The 23448-nt window shown below is 37.5% G+C and carries 14 protein-coding genes and 1 riboswitch; of the genes, 9 read left to right on the top strand and 5 right to left on the bottom strand.

The window, feature by feature from the left end:
- Positions 1–8: 8 nt before the first annotated feature.
- Together RK02_RS11445 and RK02_RS11440 are read left to right on the top strand one after the other, a co-directional pair.
- A complete protein-coding gene (locus RK02_RS11445; RefSeq protein WP_016184393.1) occupies positions 9–476 on the top strand; it encodes a low molecular weight protein-tyrosine-phosphatase in 468 nt (155 codons plus the stop codon).
- A complete protein-coding gene (locus RK02_RS11440) occupies positions 466–1608 on the top strand; it encodes a CAP domain-containing protein (protein WP_016184392.1) in 1143 nt (380 codons plus the stop codon). Before RK02_RS11445 ends, RK02_RS11440 begins: the two co-directional genes overlap by 11 nt.
- Positions 1609–2484: 876 nt before the next feature.
- Here the strand turns inward: RK02_RS11440 and brnQ (RK02_RS11435) are convergent.
- The 3 genes from brnQ (RK02_RS11435) to RK02_RS11425 form a co-directional block, all read right to left on the bottom strand.
- The gene (brnQ, locus tag RK02_RS11435) at positions 2485–3834 is read right to left on the bottom strand and encodes a branched-chain amino acid transport system II carrier protein (protein ID WP_016184391.1); all 1350 of its coding nucleotides are present in this window, start codon (positions 3832–3834) and stop codon (positions 2485–2487) included.
- Between the two features lie 325 nt (positions 3835–4159).
- Positions 4160–4897 carry an amino acid ABC transporter ATP-binding protein gene (locus tag RK02_RS11430; RefSeq protein WP_016184390.1) on the bottom strand — a complete coding sequence of 246 codons (738 nt, stop codon included), beginning with the start codon at positions 4895–4897 and terminating at the stop codon, positions 4160–4162.
- Positions 4898–4909: 12 nt separating this feature from the next.
- Positions 4910–6493, bottom strand: a complete 1584-nt coding sequence (locus RK02_RS11425) for an ABC transporter permease subunit (protein WP_016184389.1) — start codon at positions 6491–6493, stop codon at positions 4910–4912.
- A gap of 117 nt (positions 6494–6610) precedes the next feature.
- Positions 6611–6781: riboswitch (Lysine riboswitch) on the bottom strand.
- A gap of 266 nt (positions 6782–7047) precedes the next feature.
- On the opposite strand from RK02_RS11425, the gene RK02_RS11420 reads away from it, so the two are divergent.
- Genes RK02_RS11420 through RK02_RS11410 form a run of 3 tightly spaced genes read left to right on the top strand, consistent with a single transcriptional unit; the run spans position 7048 to position 9157 of the window.
- A complete protein-coding gene (locus tag RK02_RS11420; RefSeq protein ID WP_016184388.1) occupies positions 7048–7761 on the top strand; it encodes an NAD-dependent protein deacylase in 714 nt (237 codons plus the stop codon).
- A gap of 12 nt (positions 7762–7773) precedes the next feature.
- A complete protein-coding gene (locus RK02_RS11415; protein WP_016184387.1) occupies positions 7774–8610 on the top strand; it encodes a chorismate mutase in 837 nt (278 codons plus the stop codon).
- 31 nt (positions 8611–8641) lie between these two features.
- On the top strand, positions 8642–9157 hold the full coding sequence (locus RK02_RS11410; RefSeq protein WP_016184386.1) for a transcription repressor NadR: 516 nt from the start codon (positions 8642–8644) through the stop codon (positions 9155–9157).
- A 110-nt stretch (positions 9158–9267) separates the two neighbouring features.
- Here RK02_RS11410 and def read toward each other — a convergent pair whose 3' ends face one another.
- A complete protein-coding gene (def, locus tag RK02_RS11405; protein WP_016184385.1) occupies positions 9268–9831 on the bottom strand; it encodes a peptide deformylase in 564 nt (187 codons plus the stop codon).
- 970 nt (positions 9832–10801) lie between these two features.
- Between def and RK02_RS11400 the strand changes: the two genes are divergently transcribed.
- Positions 10802–12217, top strand: a complete 1416-nt coding sequence (locus tag RK02_RS11400) for an RsmF rRNA methyltransferase first C-terminal domain-containing protein (protein WP_211211282.1) — start codon at positions 10802–10804, stop codon at positions 12215–12217.
- 236 nt (positions 12218–12453) lie between these two features.
- On the top strand, positions 12454–13785 hold the full coding sequence (gene brnQ / locus RK02_RS11395) for a branched-chain amino acid transport system II carrier protein (RefSeq protein WP_016184383.1): 1332 nt from the start codon (positions 12454–12456) through the stop codon (positions 13783–13785).
- 80 nt (positions 13786–13865) lie between these two features.
- Here the strand turns inward: brnQ (RK02_RS11395) and RK02_RS11390 are convergent, their stop codons facing one another.
- Complete coding sequence (locus RK02_RS11390) at positions 13866–14642, bottom strand: ABC transporter ATP-binding protein (RefSeq protein WP_016184382.1); 777 nt, start codon at positions 14640–14642, stop codon at positions 13866–13868.
- 123 nt (positions 14643–14765) lie between these two features.
- Between RK02_RS11390 and RK02_RS11385 the strand changes: the two genes are divergently transcribed.
- Positions 14766–15080, top strand: a complete 315-nt coding sequence (locus tag RK02_RS11385) for a hypothetical protein (protein WP_016184381.1) — start codon at positions 14766–14768, stop codon at positions 15078–15080.
- A 462-nt stretch (positions 15081–15542) separates the two neighbouring features.
- A partial coding sequence (locus tag RK02_RS11380; RefSeq protein ID WP_016184380.1) for a Cna B-type domain-containing protein occupies positions 15543–23448 on the top strand: 7906 nt, incomplete at its 3' end.

The raw sequence follows: 23448 nt of genomic DNA, 5'->3' as shown, positions 1-23448 counted from the left end.
AGAGTTTTATGGTTAAAGTATTATTTGTTTGCTTAGGAAATATTTGTCGATCGCCAATGGCAGAAGGCTTGATGCGTCAGTATTTAGCACAAAATCAACTTGTAAATGTTCATGTTGCTTCAGCGGCAACAAGTACCTGGGAACATGGCAATCCCGTTCATCCTGGGACGAAAGCAATTTTAGAGCGTGAAAAAATCGATACCACACAGATGTTTTCAACCCCCATTCAAGCAAGTGATTTTCAAGAATATGATTTAATCATCGGGATGGACCGTCAAAATGTACGGGATTTAAAGGCACGTGCGCCTAAACAATTTCAAGATAAAATCTATCTTTACTTAGATGTCGTTGATCAGCTTAAAGGAAAGGATGTTCCTGATCCTTGGTATACTGGTGATTTTGAAGAGACCTATCAATTGTTGCATCAAGGACTAGCACCGTGGTTAACGAAAATCAAGCAACTAAATGAACAGTAGCAAATCAGCAATTGTAATTTTTGAACGTGAAAATGCGATGAGAATTACGGTTGCTTTTTTTGTTATTTATTTTTTAAGTTATATTGTGGAAAGTTTCGTGAATTCAGTTAGAAATATTGCTATAATAAAAGTGAGAAAATCGATGGGAGGATTAGAAATGAAAGAGTTAAAAATATTTTTGTTGTTTATTGTATGTGGCCTTTTGGTTTATTTCCTTCCTAATGAGCAAGTGAAAGCAGACACAGCAGCTGCTCAGCCGATGTATCGTTTATATAATCCCAATTCAAGTGAGCATTTTTATACTGCTTCGACTTATGAACGAGATAGCTTGGTAAAGGTTGGTTGGTCTGATGAGCGCTTAGGTTGGATTGCGCCGACGACAACTGGAGCCAATGTTTATCGTCTATATAATCCCAATTCGGGTGATCATCATTATACAACGAGTTTAAACGAAAAGAATCAGCTAGTGAAAATCGGTTGGCGCTATGAAGGGGTTGGTTGGCGTTCGGATGAACAAAAGAAGATCCCATTATATCGTTTATATAATCCTAATGTAAAGGTAGGAACGCATCATTACACGACGAGTTTAGCTGAAAAAAATAGTTTAGTGCAGCTTGGCTGGCGTGATGAAGGCATTGCTTGGTATGGAGTGAATCTAACAAGACAAGAACAGTATCAAATCATTCCAGCTAGCGCACCTACTTCTTTAGTGACCAGTACGATTAATAGTCAAAAGGCATTTGCTCAAGCTTTTGGCGAGATATTAAATCGCTATCGTGTCAGCTTAAATTTATCGCCGTTAACGGTTGATGTGTATTTATTTGATGCTGCACAGGTACGCTCGTATGATTTACACAAATTCTTTGAACATTTACGACCAGACGGTACACAGTTTTGGACGGCTTTAGGAAATGATCGGGTACATTTTAATACGGTTGGTGAGAATATCGAATATGCATGGGGCTCTTATTACAATCGGAGTATCCAACAAACTGCCCAAGATATGTTTGATGGCTGGAAGAATAGTCCCAACCATCATCAAAATATGATCAATAATTGGCATTCTTTTGGTATCGGCTTAGTTGTAGATACGAAAAATAAAGCGCTGGCTTCTTCTTTATTATTAGCCTAATAAAAAAGGCTGTCCAAAAATACAAGATAAAAATAAACAATAAAATAAGCCGAATGTTCAATCCTAATTTTTAAAATTTAACTACAATGAATTTTTTTAGTGAAGAGGGTATACTCCTGAGTTTATCACTTGTAAAATGCAAAAGGATAGCTGAATCCTTGGCGCTCAAGGGATTTGGCTATCTTTTTTAATTGTTTTAGTGTTGTATATGAATTTTTCGCGTAGTTTTTAAGCTTTTCAAATTTTTATGGCTTGTTGCCAGTTAGCCCTAAGAAGATTGTTTACTTTCCTTATGATCATTGCTTTGCTACTTAATAATAGGGAATTTAAAATATAGTAAAGGTTGTCTAATATAAAAGCCCGTGTAGACCAATGAGATCTACACGGGCTTTTAAGTTAGAAAGGAGTAAAAATGAAAAAGTGTTATATAGGGTTGTTTATTGGGATACTTATAATATAGAGCATAAATGTGAAGAATATTTGAATGAATCATTGACTTTTTGCAAAAAAAAGTTAAAGATGCGTTAAATTTAGTCGTCTCAAAACCAAAACAAAAAACAAACGTACAAGTCGCTAACCTTGGAATGGGGGGGAGCTAGCAGACTCATACGCTTGTTTTTTGTTAGTAAGTGTAGAAGATCATTGTATCCTAAACACTTACTTATTAAGGAGTTAAAAATGAAAAAGTGTTTATATAGGGTTGTTTATTGGGATACTTATAATATAAAGCATAAATGTGAAGAATATATGACCAGTATGTAAGAAATTTTCTAAGACTAGTTTAAGTAAATGTTAAGCGATTCGTTTGTTCATTCGATTTCCTACTTAATAAAAAAAGTCCAATCCATCGACTAGACAGATTGGACTAAAGCGCATCTAAGCTACTTGCTTTTTATTTCTTTTAATGGCAAATAGGATTAAGCCTAGGATAAAGCCGATCAAAGCCGGTACTACCCAGCCCATGCCTAAGTTAAAGAAAGGCAGATAGTTTTTCCCGAAGCTGATGATGCCTTTAGCAAAATCAGTTTCTTTTAATGGACTATTATTAATCCCATCAATTAAAGCGGGAATAAAGGTGAAAATCGTTACCACTTGATAGACGATGGAATGATTTTTAAATAATGGCCCACAAACACCTAAAAAGACTAAAATCATCGCTAATGGATATAAAAACATTAAAACGGGAATAGAATAAGCAATGATACTTGTTAAGCCGACGTTAGCAAAAATACATGGTAAGATAGCGACTACAGCAATTAGCTTGCGATAGCTTAATTGTGGAAACAGTTCAGCGAAAGTTTCTGAAAAGGCAGTGATTAAGCCAATCGACGTTTTTAGACAGGCAACGATTACGATTAAGGCCAAAATAATGCTACCAGCCGTGCCTAAATAATAATGTGCAATTTGAGCTAGGGCAATTCCACCGTTTGCACTAATCGCAAATTGACCAACACTCATCGTTCCCATTAAAGATAAGAAAGAATAGATAATGCCCATTAATAGAATACTGACCGCACCTGATTTAAACATATCGGTAGTGATGGTACTTTTTTTCGTCACACCACGCGTTTTTAAGGTGTTGACGACGATGATTCCAAAGGCTAGTGAGGCCAAAACATCCAAAGTATTGTAGCCATTTTGAAAACCAACAAAAAAGGCATTGCCTTGATAAGCCTTTTGAACAGCAATTTCTTGAATGCCTGCCATAGGTTTAACAAAGGCCATAATAATCAAAATAGCTAGTAGTAGTAAGAATAAAGGATTTAAAAATTTACCGACATAATCTAATAATTTGCTCGGATTACGTGAAAACCACCAAGCTAAAAAGAAGAAAGCAATACTAAAAATAGCGAGTGCTAAGGTTGTTTGGCTGTCTGGAATAAATGGAGTTAAGCCAATTTCAAAAGAAGTGGCTGCCAAACGTGGTAAGGCAAAGAAAGGTCCAATCACTAAGTATAATAAGACCGTAAAGAAATAGCCATAGCCTCTATTGACCCGTGAGGCCAAATCAAAAAGTCCATTTTCACCGGAAATCCCAATAGCAATAATTCCTAAAAAAGGTAATCCAATACCTGTAATTAAAAAACCAATAATGGCTGGCCATACATTTGCTCCGGCTTCTTGTCCCATATGAACAGGGAAAATTAAATTACCGGCTCCAAAAAATAGACCGAATAACATCGAACCGATATATAGGTAGTCTTTACCTGTTAATTTCTTTTCCATTTCAAACCTCTTTTCATTATGAATTGTCTAAACTGTACCAAAATTCATGAAAAATGGCAATTAAATTTATTTTCTAAGTGAGTATTTCTCATTTGAATTTAATGGTTTAGTCATTTTTGTGGTTATTAATCAAGTGAAACAAGTTGTTTTCTCATTTAATGGTGAATTTTTTTGTTTGAATGTTGATTTAAAATACGTTATTTATTAAATGGAAAGTAAAAAAAAGTTACCATGGAAAATGGGTGGTTGACCATGGTAACTTTTTAGGTTATATAAAAGCATTTTTTAAGGTAAGGAGTAAATGCCTCATATACGTGGTGATGCATTAATCATTTAATACGCGATGTAAGAAAGCTTTTGTTCGCTCGCCTTTTGGCATATTAAAGATTTGTTCTGGAGTACCCTCTTCAGCGATAACGCCTTTATCCATGAAGATCACTCGATCGGAAACTTCTTTGGCAAAGCCCATTTCATGCGTAACGATAATCATGGTTAAGCCAGTTTTGGTTAAATCTTTCATGGTTTTTAATACTTCGCCGACCATTTCAGGGTCTAAGGCAGAAGTCGGTTCATCAAAAAGCATGACATCTGGATTCATTGAGACTGCTCTGGCGATGGCTACCCGTTGTTTTTGTCCCCCAGATAATTGGGCTGGCTTGGCATTTAGAAATCGTGACATACCGACTTTTTCTAAGTTTTCAATTGCAATTTTTTTGGCTTCTTCACGATTGCGTTTTAACACAGTAACCTGCCCTGTGATACAGTTTTCTAAAACATCCATATTGTTAAATAAATTAAAGGATTGGAAAACCATTCCTAAATGGGTTCGATATTTAGGCAAATTGTAACCTGGAGTTAAGACATTCTCACCATTATAAATAATTTCACCGGCAGTGGGTTTTTCTAATAAGTTGATACATCTTAATAAAGTCGATTTACCTGAACCAGAAGAACCGATAATTGTAACGATTTCTCCTTTTTTTACAGTTAAGCTGACATCTTTTAATACTTCATTATTGCCAAAGCTTTTTTTCAAATGATTGATTTGGATGATGCTAGACATGATTATATCCTCCTATTTTTCTTGAGAGTCTGCTTGGTCAACTGGCACATAAGCGCTAGGGCCGTCAATTTTCTTTTCTAATAAACGTAAAAGTGTTGTTGACGTTAAAGTCATGACTAGATAAATTGCGGCAACAATCGTGAAGGTTTGGAAGAACATATAGTTTGTTCCGGCACTTGTTGAACCAGCAAAGAATAAATCTGGTACACTGATCACACTTAATACAGCGGTATCTTTAATATTGATGACTGTTTCATTACCAATCGCTGGTAAGATATTCCGTAATACTTGAGGTAAAACGACTTTTAACATGGTTTGGCGATGGTTCATCCCGATTGCTTGAGCAGCCTCAAATTGTCCCTTATCGACGGCAAAGATTCCTCCACGAACGATTTCAGTCATATAAGCGCCCGTGTTAATTGAAACGATGAGTAAACCAGCGATAATCCGATTTAAATCAATTTGAAAGGCTAAAGCGAGTCCGTAGAAGATAACCATCGCTTGAACCATCATTGGCGTACCACGAAAGACTTCTACGTAAATAGTAATAATCGCATTACCAATTTTTTGGAAGAAACGTGCTAAAGGATTTTCAGCAGTTGGTAAAGTGCGGAAAACGCCAATCAATAAACCGATAATCGTACCGACAAAAGTAGAGAAAATAGCGATAAATAAAGTAATACCAGCACCTTTTAGGAATAATGGCCCATATTGGCTAAGGATTTGCTTAAAGGTAGCAACTAAACCAGTCTCTTCGCTATCCTCACTAGAAGAAGGTTGATTTTCAATGGCGGCATCCATTAATTTGGTGCGTTCTTCACTTGAAATTCCGGCTAGAATTTGATTGACTTTTTGTACATCTTCATCATTTTTACGCATCCCAACAGCTACTTGGACATCTTCAGGGTTGGTTTTAAAGCCCTTATCATCGGCAAATTCAACCATTTTGAAATCTTTATTCACATTAGAAGCAGTCACTCCTTCAGGGCGTTCACTGACGTAACCATCAATGATTCCAGAAGCTAAAGCCACACGCATCGCTGAGAAGTCTTTAGAGGCTTGTTGTTTTTTGACCTCAGGAATTTGATCAATTACTGAATAATGGAAAGTATTTAATTGGGCAGTAAGTTTGGCACCTTTAAAATCTTCAATGGATTTTGCATTGGCATATTTTCCATTTTTCTTAGTAACAATAACTAGGTGTGATTCATAGTAAGGCTTAGTAAAATCAATTTGTTTGGCTCTTTCGGCAGTGGGGCTCATCCCAGCGATAATGGCATCTAATTTCCCTGATTGTAAGGCTGGAATCAACCCATCCCAAGCGGTAGGGACAATGACTAATTTTTTATTTAAGCCTTTCGCAATTTTCTTAGCGATTTCGACATCATAACCACCAGCATAGGCATTTTTTTGTCCTTCGATAGCGACTGCATCATGGGCATCAGTAGTTTGTGTCCAGTTAAACGGCGCATAGCCAGCTTCCATCCCTACACGAAAGCTATCAGCAGGTGTTTTTTCATCGGCAAAAACCGGTAGACTTGCAACAAAGAAGGTCACTAGTGCAAGTAGAAAGGTTAGACCAACTCTTTTTTTCATTATTAATTCCTCATTTCTGTTTTCTTTTGGCTAATCAAAGTTGAATAATAAGCAAAAAAGCAATCATTTTCCAAAGGTGCCTGGAAAACGACTGCTTTTAATCACACAATCCTTTTCACTAAACATAGCTCACCTTAGTTTAACTAAGACAGTGTGCAAACTATTCGCTTGCACCCCAACGCTTCTTTTTAAGCAACAAAAGAAGGTTTCGGCGATTTTTCCTAGACCTGTTTCACCGTCTTGCTTGACTCCACAGGGGTAATAAAAACCGCGACCTCTACTTCAAAGTGAAGGAGTATTATTCAATTAATCTTCTATAGGGTAGTAAAATTTTTCAGATTTGTCAATAGCTTTCATTTATTTTCTGCAAATATTTTTGCTAGAAAAATGTGGATAAAAAAGGAGCAAGCTCCCTGAACAATCATTTATTTACAGTGAAAAAGCCACCTTTTCTGAAATTTTTTCTTTATCCAAGGTTAAAAATGCTATAATATAGTAAGAAAATTCAAAATAATATTTGGCTTATTTTCTAAGAAGATTTGAGGTGAAATTGGATGGAAATTGCTTTAGAAGAAGCACTTCATTTGCTAGAAAAATATGAGAATATTACCTTTTTAACAGGAGCCGGGGTGTCTACCCCGTCGAATATTCCTGATTATCGCTCTTTAAAAGGAGTGTATCATGGCTTAGAACAACCTGAGTATTTATTGAGTCATACTTGCATGGATGAAGAACCTGCAAAATTTTATGATTTTGTAAAGAAACTCTATCATCCAAAGGCTAAACCCAATATCATTCACCAGCAAATGGCTGCCTTAGCTAAGAAAAAGTCTGTTTGGGTTGTTTCGCAAAATATTGATGGCTTGCATAAAAAAGCTGGTAGCTGGCAATGTGTGGACTTTCATGGCACGCTGTATCAATGTCATTGTCGTCGCTGTAAACAAGCAGTAGCAGTGGAAGACTATTTGGTATCAGATCGTCATCAACATTGTGGCGGACAAATTCGACCAAATATTGTTTTATATGAAGAGGGCTTTAGTGAGGATGTTTTATCATCGGCCACTCAAGCAGTGGCACAAGCGGATTTAGTGGTGATTGTGGGTACGAGCTTCCAGGTCCATCCGTTTTGTGATTTAATCCATTATAAAAAGGCTGGTGCCGAGGTGTTAGTGATTAATCAAACACCAATTGTCGTTCCTTGTGCAAATCACTTCTTGTGCATGGATGCGGCTGAATTTTTTCAAAAATTTGCAAAGAGTAATGAGTAATGAGGTGAATGAATGAAAAGTGAAAAAGAAAAGATGATTGCTGGTGAGAGCTATTATTCTGGAGATAGTGAGTTAGTGGCTGATCGTAAAAAAGCCCGTCAATGGATGGCACAAATTAATCAAGAAATGGACAATAAAAAACGTAGTGCGCTTATTAAGCAAGCCTTTGGTCAAACCAAAGAACATCTTTATATGGAGCCGGTTGTCCATTTTGATTATGGCTATAATATTTCGGTGGGGGAAAATTTTTATGCGAATTTTAATGCCGTTTTATTAGATATTTGTCCGATTACCATTGGCGATAATTGCATGCTTGCACCAAATGTTCAATTATATACGGCTTATCATCCGTTAGATCCAGTTGAACGGAATAGTGGCTATGAAAATGGTGCACCAATAACAATTGGCAATAATGTTTGGATAGGTGGGGGCAGTGTCATTTTACCCGGTGTAACCCTAGGTGATAACGTAGTAGTAGGAGCAGGGAGTGTGGTGACAAAGAGCTTTCCTGATAATGTAGTAATCGCTGGTAATCCTGCACGTATCATTAAGCAGCTAGCTAGTGATGATGAGCAAGCAAGTCCAGATTTGACCACTTTTCGACAATCAATTAATCGAATTGATCAAAAGATTGTTCAATTATTAGAACAACGGATGGATCAGGTTAGTCAAATTGCGGCTTATAAAAAAGCCCATAATTTACCAGTATTAGATGCGAATCGTGAACAGGCTTTGCTTGACACATTAGCTAAACAGGTGAAAAATGAGGATTATAAAGAAACGATATTAGCTACATTTAATGATATTATGAAGCACTCCAGAAGCTATCAAGCTGAAAAGAATAGCTAAACTTAATTTATATTCAGAAAGAAGGGATAGAATGGATGGTGCAACTCGTCGTTTAGAGATATTAAAGGAATTATCACAGGCGGAAAAGACAATTAGTGCAACCAAATTAGCTAATAAATTTGCAGTAAGTCGTCAAATTATTGTTGGGGATATTGCCTTACTGCGAGCAAGTGGCGAGGAAATTATCGCTACTTCTAGGGGCTATCGTTTACAAACAAAAAAAAGTGATGACTTAGAAGTGAAAATTGCGGTTTGTCACGGACCGAATCAAGTCAAAGAAGAATTACAGACGATTTTAGATCATAATGGTGAAATTTTAGACGTGATTGTTGAACACGAGCTTTATGGTGAAATTACGGGGCGTTTATGTATCAAAACGCAAGAAGATTTAGAAGTTTTCATGAATAATTACCAACAATCACAAGCTAGCCTATTATCTAATTTGACAGATGGCATTCATCTACATACGATTCGCTGTCAAGATCAAAACGCTTTGGAAAATATCAAAGCAGCTTTAAAAGAAAAAGGCATTTTGTTAGCAGAATAAATAAAAAAGCACGGATTCTTTGAGTGATTCCGTGCTTTTTAACGTAATGAGGCAGAAGTTACCAATCCGTTTTTATTGGGTTTAACTAAATGGTGAGTCGTTCACCAAGGTTATTCTAATACTAACACATCTTCAGCTAGGGCAAATGGATTAGGTGAAGCGATATGATCATAGAACATGATACCATTTAAGTGATCAATTTCATGTTGAACAACAATCGCTGGATAGTTTTTCAAACGAATCTTTTGTTTTTGGCCGTTTGCATCAACATATTCAACCGTTACTCTAGCATGACGTACGACATAACCTGGCACCTCACGATCTACAGATAAACAACCCTCGCCATCTGCCAAACAAGCAGATTGTACAGAGTGACTAACAATTTTAGGATTATACATGACGGTATTTAACAAAGGCTCTGGTTTTTCAGGATTATTACTAGGAACCAATAAAGCGATAATTCGCTTACTAATTGCTAGCTGAGGTGCAGCCAAACCTACACCACCTCGTAATTCGTATTTTTCAGCCATTTCTTTATCCTGACTATTCTTTAAAAAAATCATCATTTCCTCACCAAGTGCTAAATCCTCTGCTGACAAAGGCAATTCAACCTCCTTTGCCACCTCACGCAAAACAGGATGCCCCTCACGAACAATATCTTTCATCAACAACATAAAAAAACCCCTCTCAAAACAAAGACTATCAGTTGAGCGCTTAGCTTCGAGCAATAAGCTAGCTGGTGAGAAAAGTGCAAGGATTTCGACACTTTTTCAGCAGAAAGCATATTGCCGAGAAGCTGCTCAAACTGATGTTGATTAAAACAAAGACTATGTGTTCGTTGGTAAGTCGCGAGCAAATATGGTTGCTCGCTGAGAAGAAATTAGAAAAGATATGAATTTCTCCTCAGCGAGACATATTTGTTGAGCGAGTAACGAACACAAGTTGATTAAACAAAGACTATCAGTTGAGCGCTTAGCTTCGAGTAATAAGCTAGCTGGTGAGAAAAGTGCAAGGATTTCGACACTTTTTCAGCAGACAGCTTATTATCGAGAAGTTGCTCAAACTGATGTTGATTAAAACAAAGACTATGTGTTCGTTGGTAAGTCGCGAGCAAATATGGTTGCTCGCTGAGAAGAAATTAGAAAAGATATGAATTTCTCCTCAGCGAGACATATTTGTTGAGCGAGTAACGAACACAAGTTGATTAAACAAAGACTATCAGTTGAGCGTTTAGCTTCGAGTAATAAGCTAGCTGCTCAAACTGATTCTTTAAAAATGATGAATGACAAAAAAACAAAGTGGATTATCCTGAACACAGAGAACCCAGCTTTGTGGTAAATTAGCGAATCAACGAATCTTATTTAATATATGCTAAAGGAATACTAGATTTTCTCGTGCTTTAAGCCAAAAAAAGAAAATCCTTTACCACGGTTATTGTAGCATACAAAATATGGTTGCTTCAACCAAAAGGCAGATAGCTCATATAGGACTAAAGTTAAAGTTGAATAATTGTTTTAAATTGTCGAAAAATTTATTTTTTTCAAAAAAAAGATTCAATATCAGTTGACCAATGATTTTTATGCTTGGTATAATATTTTTTGTGAGATTTTTAGAAAGGAAAGCTGGATTGTTCCAGTTGTAAGAATGAGTATACAGTTACCTCAAGCATTTATCGATAAATATCAGCAATTACTCGGTGTAGAAGCTGAGGATTTCTTCGCAGCAATTACAACGGCTTCGACCAATAAAGGATTTCGCTTGAATCCATTAAAGACGCAGGCACAATCGATGTTAACGAAATATTATCCAGATTCGTTGCAAAAAGCGCCTTATGCTGCGGAAGGCTACTTGGGTGAAGTAAGTGGTCGTTCATTATTGCATCAAGCAGGTTATGTGTATTCGCAAGAACCTAGTGCGATGATTGTAGCTAGTGTTGCACAGGCTAAACCTGGTGAGAAGGTCTTAGATTTGTGTGCGGCGCCAGGTGGGAAATCTACCCAATTAGCGGGACAATTGCAACAACAAGGACTTTTGGTTGCTAATGAAATCATGCCCAAGCGAGCTAAAATCCTTTCAGAAAACTTGGAGCGTTGGGGTGCACGAAATGTCGTCGTGACGAACCATGCACCAGAACAATTGGTTGCTTTTTTTCCGCAGTTTTTTGATAAAATTGTGGTGGATGCCCCTTGTTCTGGGGAAGGGATGTTTCGTAAGGATGAAGAAGCGATTAGACAATGGCAAGCAGATACCCCAGAGAATTGCGCCAAACGCCAAAAACTGATTTTAGCTGAAGCGGTTAAAATGTTAAAACCAGGCGGAGAGTTGATTTATTCAACTTGTACTTTTGCACCAGAAGAAAATGAGGAAATAATCAGTTGGTTAGTGGAAACTTATGATTTTACGATTGCGCCAATTGATTTAGGCAATCAGAATGTTTCCTGTGGTCGAAGTGAGTGGGGAAGTGTAGCTGGTCTTGAGCGAACACTTCGACTTTGGCCGCATCTTAATGCTGGCGAAGGACATTTTGTGGCTCGATTACGTTTGTCAGCTGATAATATCAAGCAATTAACAGAAGTGCCTGCTGCTACTTTAGATAAGGAAAAAACACGTAAGTCTAAGAAAAAAGCTAAAGTTTCTAGTGACAAGGGACAATTGACTAAAGAACAGCTTAGATTGTGGCAGGAATTTTCTACTCAGTTTCCAATTCCTTTCACTGGGCAGCTAAAGGCTTTTGGTGAGCATTTATGGCTAGTTCCAGAACAATTACCGACATTGCAACAATTAAAAGTATTGCGCGCAGGACTTCATCTGGGCGAATTTAAGAAAAATCGCTTTGAGCCGTCCTTTGCTTTGGCGATGGCATTAGAACAGCCAAAGAATTATCCTCATTGCTTATTGACTATCAGTGAATGGAAAAAGTATGTTCGTGGTGAAACGATTACTTCTGATGGCAATCAAGGCTGGGTTGTTTTAATTGTTGATGAAATAGCGGTTGGCTTTGGGAAAGAAGTTCAAGGTCAAATCAAAAACTTCTATCCAAAAGGGTTGCGTTTTAACTAAAAGATTAGAACGATAGTTAAATAAATAGAAAAAGTCCGAAAGTGCGAGTGGCTTATTTTTAGCTAAGTCACTCGCTCTTTTATTTTAAAATACAAGGATGTTTTGTAAGTCGAACAGCTACGAGCAAATAAGTATTAGTCTGGGAAAATTAACAGGTTAAAAAATTTTTCCCCAGACTTGCTGATTTGATGAAGTAGCTACTTACCAAATATTAATTATTGAAAGCGAGGAAAATCATGCAAAAAAATCAACTAAGTTTTAAGGAAACCTTTTTTATCGGCTTAATGATCTTCTCTTTATTCTTTGGCGCAGGGAATCTGATTTTTCCAGCCGAATTAGGGCAAGAAGCAGGTCAAAATGTTTGGCAGGCGATGGCTGGCTTTTTAATCACTGGCATTGGTTTGCCAACATTAGGATTGGTGTCAATAGCCTTTGTTAGTAAAAAGGGGCAAACCGAAGATATTGCCACTGCTGTACATCCAGTATTTGCAAGTATTTTAACTTGTATGACCTACCTAGCGATTGGTCCGTTTTTTGCAGGTCCAAGAACTGGTTTGGTTTCCTATGAAATCGCAGTTGTTCCTTTTTTACCGGCAGAAAATCAACGGTTATTTCTCTTTTTATTTACATTAGTTTTTTTTGGAGTTGTATACTATTTGGCTTTGTATCCGAATCAATTCGTCAATCGTTTTGGTAAGTTGATTACGCCTTTTTTACTAACGATTTTAGGTGTTTTTATCATCACCAATTTATTATTTCCGATTGATCATTTACAAGCACCTCAAGCAAAATATGCACACTTACCCTTTGCTACTGGGGTAAAAGCTGGTTATTTGACGATGGATACAATCGTTTCGATTATCTTTGCTACGATTATTATTAATGCAACCAAAAATATGGGGATTCATAGTCAAAAAGAAACACGTAAAATCATTTTAAAATCAGGGTTAGTAGCGGCCACTTGCTTAGGCTTGATTTATTTAGGAATTGCTTATATCGGAGCAAGTAGTGCAAGTCTTGGACAAACAGGTGGTGCTGCGATTCTTTCAGGTATTGCCCATCATTATTTTGGACCATTTGGCAATGTTTTGTTTGGCGTAGTGGTCTTGTTAGCTTGTTTGCCAACTGGTGCAGGCTTATTATCCTCTTGTTCGTGGTATTTCAATCGTATGTTCCCTAATATTTCTTATCAACGCTTTTTACTTATCTTTACGATTTTTAGTGCGGCAGTAGCTAACGTTGGTTTGGATCAATTAATTAAAATTTCGATTCCAGTGTTAAATTTTGTTTATCCGATTATTATTGTTTTAATTTTGTTTGGCTTTTTAAACCATCTTGTTCCTTTAAAGCAGGGCAATTATGTCGGAGCGGTCATTTTTACTGCGTTTATCAGTTTAAATGATGCCTTGCAAGCCGTTAATGCAAATTGGCAATATTTCGATGGTTCTTCTCTGCCTTTAGCTTCTCTTGGCTTTGGTTGGCTAGTACCTGCAATCATCGGTACCTTGTTAGGCGGCGGTGCAGGCTTTGTCTTACAAAAAATTGTCAGAAAATTGAAGCTAGTATAACTTTTCAAGCAAAAGTAAAAAAAAGCAATAAAAAATCCAGCAAGTCTTAGCCATTAGACAAGATTTGCTGGATTTTTGCATTATTTTGGTAAAACAGCGATTCGATGATCCGCTAAGGGAAGTAATTGAATCTCACGTTGATAAAAATTTTGTAGCTTTTCATAAGTTAATAATTGTTGCGTAGCTCCTTTAGCAAAAATCTGACCATTCTTTAGCATCAGTAGGTGGTTGAGCGCTTGAGGTAACTCTTCTGTATGATGAGTGACATAAAGTAAGGTTGGTCCACCTTGGGCTAAGAGTAGCTGATTGATTTGTTTTAATAAATCTTCTCTAGCAAATAAATCCAGGCCATTGCATGGTTCATCCAAGATTAATAATTCAGGATTAGCCATTAACGCTCGAGCAATTAAGACCAATTGCTTTTGTCCTTGCGATAAAATACCAAAGGGCTGACCAATCACATGGGCGACCTGAAGCTGTTCTAATTGTGCTTTGGCTTGAGCTAAATCACTTGCTTGGTAGTCTTGATAGATCCCAAAGCTAGCAAACTTACCAGACAACACAATTTTTTCAGCCACTTCATGCTGAGGAATACGCTGTTGTAATAAACTAGTTACCCAGCCGATACGCTGATTTAATTCAGGAATTGAAGTTTGACCAAAGACTTCTCCAAGTACAGTTAGTTTGCCGCTTGAGGGCCATAAATTTCCAGTAATCAGCTGTAATAGCAAGGATTTTCCAGCACCATTCAAACCTAAAATTCCCCAGTGCTCTCCACTTTTCACCTGCCAATTAATCTGCGTGAGTAGCTTTTGCTGATTCCGGATAAAATCAACATTTTGAAAATCAATAACCATTTTTCATCCTCCTCGTTTCCAGGCACTTTTTCGATTTAGTATAGCGCATTTATTCCAGATTGCAATGGTCTTGGCTACCTATCTTGGTTATAATAAAAGAAAAGGTCAAAAGGAGTGATTTAGATGAACGAGTTATGGCAAGAGGTGTTAACGAATTGGCAAAATCAAAGTCAAACGATTCAAGGAAAAATTTATCGTCTGCAAGCGTTGAGTGCTACTGAATTTGAGCTTAGTAAGTCGGTGTTAGGTCCGTGTGGTGAAAAGAATTATCATCCCCGAATTATTGTAACGCTAAAAGACGGTCAGCCAATCGCAGAAAGTTTACTGGACTTGGAGGTAACTCCGATTTTACGTTATGATCGCACCCATCATGCCGAAACCTTGGACCAAGCTTTCCAGCAATTATTGCTAGAGTTTCAAGCTGTTGTGCATGATTAGTGCAGAAGCGATATGTTAAACTACTAATAGAGAAAATCAAGACTGCTAAATCTTTTAATGGGAAAAAGCTATTGAAAGATTCGGCAGTCTTTTTACAGTTTTTTAATCATTTTTTAAAAAGTACGAATGAAGATGATGCATCAATCATCTAAATTATCAGAAAGGTTTACAAAGTTTCAACCTAAATTGGGAGTAAATGGAGAAACTAATAATTTTAGTTTATTTAATTAAAAAGAGAAATTATTTTATACTCTAAAACATAATAGCAGGCTGTTAAAAATCAGTTTTCATTTTTACTTGATAATATTTTTTGTTATTATTATACGACTATCTCCTATTTTAAAAAAACAGATTTTAGTTATGTATGTAAACGTATGGATTTGCTATTAAAAGCTGTTAGATTTATCATTAAGGGTGAGAGAAGGCAATCTCATATTGAAAAAATAGAGAGGAGTAGTAAGGATGAAAAAGATGAATAAAATCTTATTCGTTATTTTTTCGGTGTTGGTCTTGCTATTCGTTTTGCAAAAGGGCTGGTCGATGAATGTCAGTGATTTATCTACTACACATTCAGCTAATAAAAATACAGCCAGCTTATTATCGGTTCATACGATAAAAAATAAGCAAAATCAATCATCGAATTCTCAATTAATTGAGAAGAAAATGAACGAAGACGAGAAAATCAATGTGTTGGGATCACAGGATGCTTTTCCGGATGATGTCGATTTGGCGGTAACGGATGTACCCAAAAATCAAGTGTTAGATAGTATTCGCAAGTTAGACAATAAGGTAGCTGCTAAACAAGTGGTTGCTTACGATTTTAATTTTCATACGAATGAAGCAAATCATCTTGAGCCTAAGGAAAATGTGTTAGTCACTATTACGAATCCTGCTTTTAAGCAAGCAACTCGATTAACTGCTTATCACTTATCTAATCGTAACGGAAAAGCCGAGACCGCTCAAATTATCAGTCACAATTCAAAAACAGGACAAGTAACCATTCAGGCAAATGAATTTTCAATCTACGCTATTGTAACCGAGCTTGACGCTCAAACTGATGGCAAGATTTGGTTGAATACAAATGAAGATACACTTTATCAAACACTAAATGCCGCAGTGACAGCAGCGGTAGCCGGTGATGTTATTCATATTCAAGGAAATTTCAAAAATGATGCGTTGGCAGAAGGAGTGGTTATCGCTAAAGCGATTACTTTAGATATTGCTGGCGATACTACCATTACTGGTTCGTTAACTGATACAAATTATAATACATCAGCAACGAATGTTTTTGATGGTATTCTATTGAAAAGTACGGCTAAGCTTCAAACCTCTAATCAGGCAACCTTAACGATGAAATACTTTAATCGTGCGTTAGCATTTAGAGATAACGCCCAAATATCAGATGGCCACTATACGTTGAGTAAAAATCGGATGGGGTTGGATTATGGTAGTGCTAAGACGTTAGAAGGTTCAACTGATGATCGTCAGTCACTAGTGATTGAATCAACTGACTCAGCTTCACCTTTTAATTATAATAGTAAGCTGATTAAAAATGCCACGGTCAATATTGAAGCAGTTAATGATGCTAACGGTTATGGTAGAACTGGATCAGGCACCTGGAATCTTGAAAATGTTAAGTATACTACCAAGAATATGTGGTACTCCGTTGGTGCCTATCAGATTAAGCAATCTGATTTTCTCTATGTTAGTCCGGCTAAATTTTCTACAAATCAGGGGGTTACCTTTAACGGACCGTTTACTATTGAAGATTCCAATGTCACCTTTGATGGTAATGGACGATATATGTTTTCTGCATTAATTAGTCATTCAAGTTCAGCTGCGCAAATTGGTACACCTTCAAGGATTATTCGTTCTACGTTTAATTTACAAAATGCTAAAGGCCGTGGTGGTTATAATTTAGCTAAAGCCAGTGTAGATGTAATTGATTCAACTATTAACGTGAACAATGCAGGTAGTGCTGCGATGGGTGCCAATTACATGAGCTATGATACCACCAATACCATTCGTTTTAAATTTTCCGGCGATAGTGTATATAATACAGCAATGAGCTCGCCTGGGGATAGTATTGGTGCCAATCCAGGAACGACGAATCCGACGATTGTTGTAGGTGGCGCGTATAAATGGGTATGGAATGTCAATAATCCAAGTGTAGGGAATACACCAACTAACGGTAGTGAAAATGGAAATGAACGTCTTACCTTATTCACCCTAAAGGATGCAAGCATCAATCAATTAACGTTACCAAATGCAGAGAATACAGCAACTTATACTTATAATGTAGCAAAAGCAACAAATGATGGTAAAAAACGTGTCTGGACACCAGCGGCTAAGGTGAAGGTGACCTTAAATAATAGTGACGCGACCTTTGCTGATGGTTCGACTGCTGATAAAACGCTGCGAACGATTCGTAATTATCATCTATCCGACGTTGAGGGAAATACAACGCTTGGTACGCCTGTGGATGCTAATGGTGTAGCCTTTTTAGGTTGGTTTTACAAAGATAGTCAAGGCGTAGAGCACGCCTTTAATGAAGCTGATGCGATTACTCAAGATTTGAATGTTTATGCCAAATGGGATTCAAAAATGGTGGTTTATCACAACAATGCGACGGATGACCAAACTTATCTATCGGCTATTGATCAAACGGCAACAAATGCAAGTGTTGTAGACTATCACACCATTGTTGAACAAAAGGCTGGCTTTAAGGTTCCAGGAAAAATCTTTAAATATTGGACCACCGATCCAGCCGGCCAGACTGCACCGATTCAACCGGCAGAGACAGTCAACTTTACTGAGGGGCAGTCACAAATTGACCTATATGCACAGTATGACCTTGAATATTATACGGTGAAGTTCTCAGCAAATGGAGGGGTATTTAGTACCGATTCTATCTTTAGAACCAATCCAACCATCTTTGATATCCAAGTGGATAGTAATAAGGGCGAGGTAGCTGTTCTTAAGCAAAAAGCAACTTATAATCAAGCGTTTAGAGAGTTATTAGGTGGACTTGATCACAATCAATTAACGCCAACGAATGCTAAGGCAACAAAATTTGTCCAAAAATTGTATGGCGTAGAAAATTATTGGACGGGAGTCATTAATTATTATTGGTACAAACAACCTAATCGGACGGATTCGATTCGTTTTGATGATTATACAGATATTTTTGGGCAAGTGGAAGGCGAAAATCCAGCGATTACGGCTGATACAACCTACTATCTTGGTTGGCAAGCAGATTCAGCTATTCCGACAGAAACAACTACTACCCAATTACCAGCTGATTTATATGGAAAAGAGATCCAAGCAAGTAGTCAGGTTGAAATGGTTAATCATGAAGATGATGCGCAACTAAATGCTAAGCTTGATTTAACCAATCTGGTAAATGAACTATTAGCTCTGAAAGATAAGTATCCAGATAAAGCAGATCAAGATATTTTGATTCAAGCAAGTAATTTTAAATATACGGTCAAATTAACAATTCCATCTAAGTTTCAAGCGCCTAGTAGCGATAAAATCAAAGTCAGTGGTTTGAACGCAGCTTTCGAATCTACAACAACGATGAATGGTAATGAGGTTTTAGTCAATATTACGATGAATCCAGCGATTACAAACTATGCTGAATTGAAGGAACGCATACAACCATCTACTACCACTGAAGCTACAGCATCAGTTAATCCATTGACGGCGCTTACCCGTCTATTTCAACCATCAACAGTTCATGCTGTAGATAATCAGTCAAATGAACTAGCAATCAGTGTAGATGGCTTAATGCTTGTTGATGGAAAAACGAATGGTGAAAATATTAGTGCTACATTAGATATTACAGGTACACCAAGTTTAATCGTAGGGACTAACAGTGCAGCGACAAATTATCGCTTCAGCTTAACGCCAACGCAGGATCCATCAGGAGCAGATGCGAGTTCTACTGCTACAGCATCAGTTAGCTACACATATAATACACCGATATCTGTTTCATTACTTGGGGATATGTCTGTAGGACAAGTGAAAGAGGATAATTCAGTTGACTACGAAACCAACAAGATTCAATCCGTTTATCTAGATGAGACAGAAGGAGCCTTGATTAACTACCAAGGTACACTAAATGTTGAATGGATTAAGACGGAAATCAATGATTTGAAAGAAGGCTATGTTCATGATCATGGTGACAATGAAGCGGCCGTAAATAATCTTTACACGAGTCAAGTAGATAGCAGCTTTATCACTACCTTTAAACTAGCTGATGGGTTGATTTTACCTGCTGAAAGCGAACTAAAAACGATTCAATTACAAGGAGCCGATGATCTGTTCTATATTGCCGATGTAACGCGAGCATCTGATACTGAGGCTGTCATTACGATGAAATTAAAGAAAAATCAAAATGGTGGCTCCTATACGAAATTTGTTGATTTACATCGTGATGTATCGGCAGCTAATGATACCTTATCAGTAGTTATTCCAAAGGTGAAGGTACCAAGTAAGCTTGTATCAAATCGTCAATATACAACATCTGGTAAGGTGGTCGGCTATTTCATCGGACATTCTTATACCTTGAATCCAGATCAGACAGAAGAAAAATATGAAGACTTTAATTATGAATGGGATTCATTGCAAAATTCAGAAGGAAAAGATGAGGCATCTAATGATGAGTCAACTATTCAGGCAACCATTCGTCCAGTTGCTCCTGTAAAGGGTAATTTATTAGGCGATATTTTAATTGGCACGGACACTGGTTATGATAAAGTAAAATTAGTGCATCCTGATGAAAGTCTAACCTATACTGGTCGCCTTGCTTCTCAAACGATTAAGGATCAAATTACTAGATTGGCTGAGAAGTATCCAGGTGATTTATCAACGATTGCATTGAGCGATGTTCAGAGTACCTTTACGGCAATCTTTAATGTGCCAGATGGCTTGATTTTACCAGAGAATGTGAATGCAACGCTTGATTCTGCGATTAATAATGATGAAAGTAATCAATTGTTCAGGATTACCAATGTAGAAAAAGTCAGCGAACAATCCGTTAAAGTAACGATGAAGCTGGTTAAGAATTATACGAAATTTACTGATTTGTACTATGACGTATTACATGTTACACCAAGCTTAGAAGTTCGGATAGCGAATATTCAAGTACCAGCTAATGCAGCATACGGTCAACGTTACCAAGTGAATGGCAAAGTTGTGGGTAATTTTACTGGTAAAGCAAGTGGAGATTCTGGAACAAGTGATTTTAACTTTAACTGGCCGGCTATTCAAGATCCCGCTGGTCGCGATGTAGTCTTGAAGAATCAAACTTACACTGATCCTAAAGATGTGCCAATTCAATATACTGTAGAAGTTGCTCGGAAAATTGATGTTCAGAAGATTTGGTCGAAGGTGAATAGTCAAGCTGGCGCTCTTGCACAATTTAATTTGTATCGAGTAGGTTCTAATAATGAAAAAACCTTTATTTCTACCTTATTACTAGATGGTAAAGTAGATGAAGAAGGAACAGAAAAAACACCTTGGCAAGGTAGTTTTGAAAATCTGCCAGCTACGGATGATTTAGGCCAAAGCTATCATTATGTAGTAGAGGAAGCTGTACCAAGTGATGCTGCTTATGATATTGCCGTAAAACGCTATGCTCAAGATGGCCAGGAAGTAGCGGCAAATACCGATGCGACGAATGCAACTGTTGCTAAGTTTGTCTTTAATAATATTGACAAGATTACTTTACCAGTAACTAAAATCTGGCAAGGTGGTGTAGCTGAGGATGCTACTGTAAAAATTTATCGTACGCTTGAGACTGATGCGTCAGCTACAGCGGCTCCAACAGATGCAACATTAGCGAATCCAGTTGCTAACCGATTATTAACAGCAAATGAAGCAACGAATGAACCCGATACAAGTAAGGTATTAGTGGCAACTATCGGCAAGAATGCAACGATTAAATGGAATACCACCAATTCAACAAAATGGACAGCAAATGTTTCTAATTTACCAGTCGCGAGTGCTGATGGTAAGAAATATAGTTACAGCATTGAAGAAGAGGTAATTGATGGTTACCGCTCAGTCATCGCACCTGATACAGCATCGATTACACCGATGGAAGTAACGGCTAGTCAATTAGCAGAAGGCTTTACAGTTACCAATATTGCTAATCGTATTAAGATGACGAAGAAATGGCTAGGTACACCAGCTGATAGTGTGACCTTACAGCTTCTTGAAGGCCAAACAGTTAAAGGTACCGTTACATTAACTAGTGAAAATGCTTTGAATAACCAAGCAGATACTTGGCAAGGATATATTGATAATGTTCCTGTTGTCGATGAAAATAATCAACCGATGAATTATACGGTAAAAGAAGTAGTCGATGGGGATTATCAAACCCAAGTGACAGGTAATGCTAAAGAAGGTTATGTTGTTCAAAATACTGAGGTTTATAGACAAATCCCAGTGAAGAAGGTTTGGCATGGAACAGCGTTATCTAGTGTATCCGTTCAATTGCTGGCTAACAATCAAGCAACTGCTAAAGTCGTTACCTTAAATGAGGAAAATAATTGGCAAGCTAAATTTGAAAATGTTCCTAAAGTGGATGCAGCTGGACAAACAATTAGTTATAGCGTAAAAGAAACGTTAGCTACTCCTGATAACTATCGAAGTGAAATCACTGGATCGGCAACGGCAGGCTTTGTGATTACCAATACGGAACAAAAAGCAATTACTGTTCATAAGACATGGTTAGGTGGAGATGGTCAATTAGCCAAAGTTTACTTAAAAGATGGTGTACATGATGCTTTAACCGCAACCTTAACTGCAGCGAATAATTGGCAGCATACCTTTAAAGTAGATAAATATAATGCGCAAGATCAAGAAATTAACTATAGTGTTACCGAAGATCAAGTGAGTGGTTATGCAGAGCCAATAATTGAATCAACTACGGCCGGCTTTGAAGTAACTAATATTAAGTTGATGAATTTACCAGTTGAGAAAGTTTGGCGAGGTAAGATTGGTCCAGCCGTAACAGTGAAGTTACTAGCAAATCAAGCAGCAACGACTAAGCAACTTACTTTAAGTGCGGATAATGATTGGCAAGCTAGCTTTACTGAGCTACCAACTTATGATCGTCAAACGAAACAAGCAATTACTTATACAGTGACTGAAGTAACCCCAGCTGGTTATCAATCAACGATTACTGGCAGTCAGACAAGTGGTTATAAAGTAACGAATACACAAGTGATGACGATTCCAGTGAAGAAGGTTTGGGTAGGCGATGCAGCAAGCGAGGTTACGCTTCAATTGTATGCAAATAATCAAGCGACGAACCAACAAATCACCTTAACAGCTGAGGATAATTGGCAAGGTAATTTTGCAAACTTACCAACTGTCGATGAGCAAAATGAGCCAATTACCTATGATGTGCAGGAAGTAGCCTTAACTGGTTATCGCACAGAAAAGACTGGCTCTGCTAAAACAGGCTTTACGTTTACGAATACGCAATTGGTCGATGTAGCAGTTCACAAACAATGGTTAGATGCTGAGGGAAATACGCTTTCAACACCACCAACTAGTGCGATTACTGCACAATTGCTAAAAGATAATCAAGTCGTAGCAACCAAGGAATTGAGTGCTACTAACAATTGGCAAGCTACATTTAGCGGTGTTGTGAAAACAGATTTAGAAGCAAATAAATATACGGTACAAGAACAAACTGTACCAACGAATTACACAGCAACGACTAGTTATAGTAAGGCGAATGGATTTACCATTACGAACCAACAAACGACACAGTCCATTACTGTAGAAAAAATTTGGCAAGATGAAACTGGTAATGCCATTCCTGCGCCAATGAGTGCAACTGTTTATTTAACTGCTGATGGTGTGAAGGTATCTGGACCAATCGATTTAACCTTAAATCAAGCAAGTCATACCTTTACCAATCTACCAATCAAAAACGGTAACCAAACAATCAAGTACGGTATTGAAGAAGAAAGCTTGGATGGTTACGTGACAACGGTACAACAAACGCAAAATCATTTTGTGGTTACTAACAAACAAGCAGAAACAACGAGCGTACAGGTAACTAAGCTTTGGAAAGATGAAACAGGTACAACCTTAGCTGCAGATAAAGTAAAAGATCTAAAGGCGACGGTTTACTTGCTAAGCAGTGTGGATAACAGCACTCCAGAAGTTGTAGCTACGCAAGATATTACAGCTACGAATAATTGGCGCTACACCTTTACTGGTTTGCCACTTAAAGACGAAGCAGGTAAGGCAATTACCTACACCGTCAAGGAAGAGGCAATCACAGGTTACACTAGCGCAGTGACTGGTGATGTAACAAACGGCTTCGTGATTACGAATACTGAAA

Source organism: Enterococcus columbae DSM 7374 = ATCC 51263, from assembly GCF_000406925.1.
Taxonomy (GTDB): Bacteria; Bacillota; Bacilli; order Lactobacillales; family Enterococcaceae; genus Enterococcus_E; species Enterococcus_E columbae.
This window is presented reverse-complemented; position numbering and strand designations above follow the sequence as displayed.

Excerpts from the sequence above, each read along its gene's own strand:
- RK02_RS11415 (WP_016184387.1), top strand. The coding sequence starts at position 7,774 with ATGAAAAGTGAAAAAGAAAAGATGATTGCTGGTGAGAGCTATTATTCT.
- brnQ (WP_016184391.1), bottom strand. The coding sequence starts at position 3,834 with ATGGAAAAGAAATTAACAGGTAAAGACTACCTATATATCGGTTCGATG.
- RK02_RS11410 (WP_016184386.1), top strand. The coding sequence starts at position 8,642 with ATGGATGGTGCAACTCGTCGTTTAGAGATATTAAAGGAATTATCACAG.
- brnQ (WP_016184383.1), top strand. The coding sequence starts at position 12,454 with ATGCAAAAAAATCAACTAAGTTTTAAGGAAACCTTTTTTATCGGCTTA.
- RK02_RS11420 (WP_016184388.1), top strand. The coding sequence starts at position 7,048 with ATGGAAATTGCTTTAGAAGAAGCACTTCATTTGCTAGAAAAATATGAG.
- RK02_RS11430 (WP_016184390.1), bottom strand. The coding sequence starts at position 4,897 with ATGTCTAGCATCATCCAAATCAATCATTTGAAAAAAAGCTTTGGCAAT.
- def (WP_016184385.1), bottom strand. The coding sequence starts at position 9,831 with ATGTTGTTGATGAAAGATATTGTTCGTGAGGGGCATCCTGTTTTGCGT.
- RK02_RS11400 (WP_211211282.1), top strand. The coding sequence starts at position 10,802 with ATGAGTATACAGTTACCTCAAGCATTTATCGATAAATATCAGCAATTA.
- RK02_RS11390 (WP_016184382.1), bottom strand. The coding sequence starts at position 14,642 with ATGGTTATTGATTTTCAAAATGTTGATTTTATCCGGAATCAGCAAAAG.
- RK02_RS11445 (WP_016184393.1), top strand. The coding sequence starts at position 9 with ATGGTTAAAGTATTATTTGTTTGCTTAGGAAATATTTGTCGATCGCCA.
- RK02_RS11385 (WP_016184381.1), top strand. The coding sequence starts at position 14,766 with ATGAACGAGTTATGGCAAGAGGTGTTAACGAATTGGCAAAATCAAAGT.
- RK02_RS11425 (WP_016184389.1), bottom strand. The coding sequence starts at position 6,493 with ATGAAAAAAAGAGTTGGTCTAACCTTTCTACTTGCACTAGTGACCTTC.
- RK02_RS11440 (WP_016184392.1), top strand. The coding sequence starts at position 466 with ATGAACAGTAGCAAATCAGCAATTGTAATTTTTGAACGTGAAAATGCG.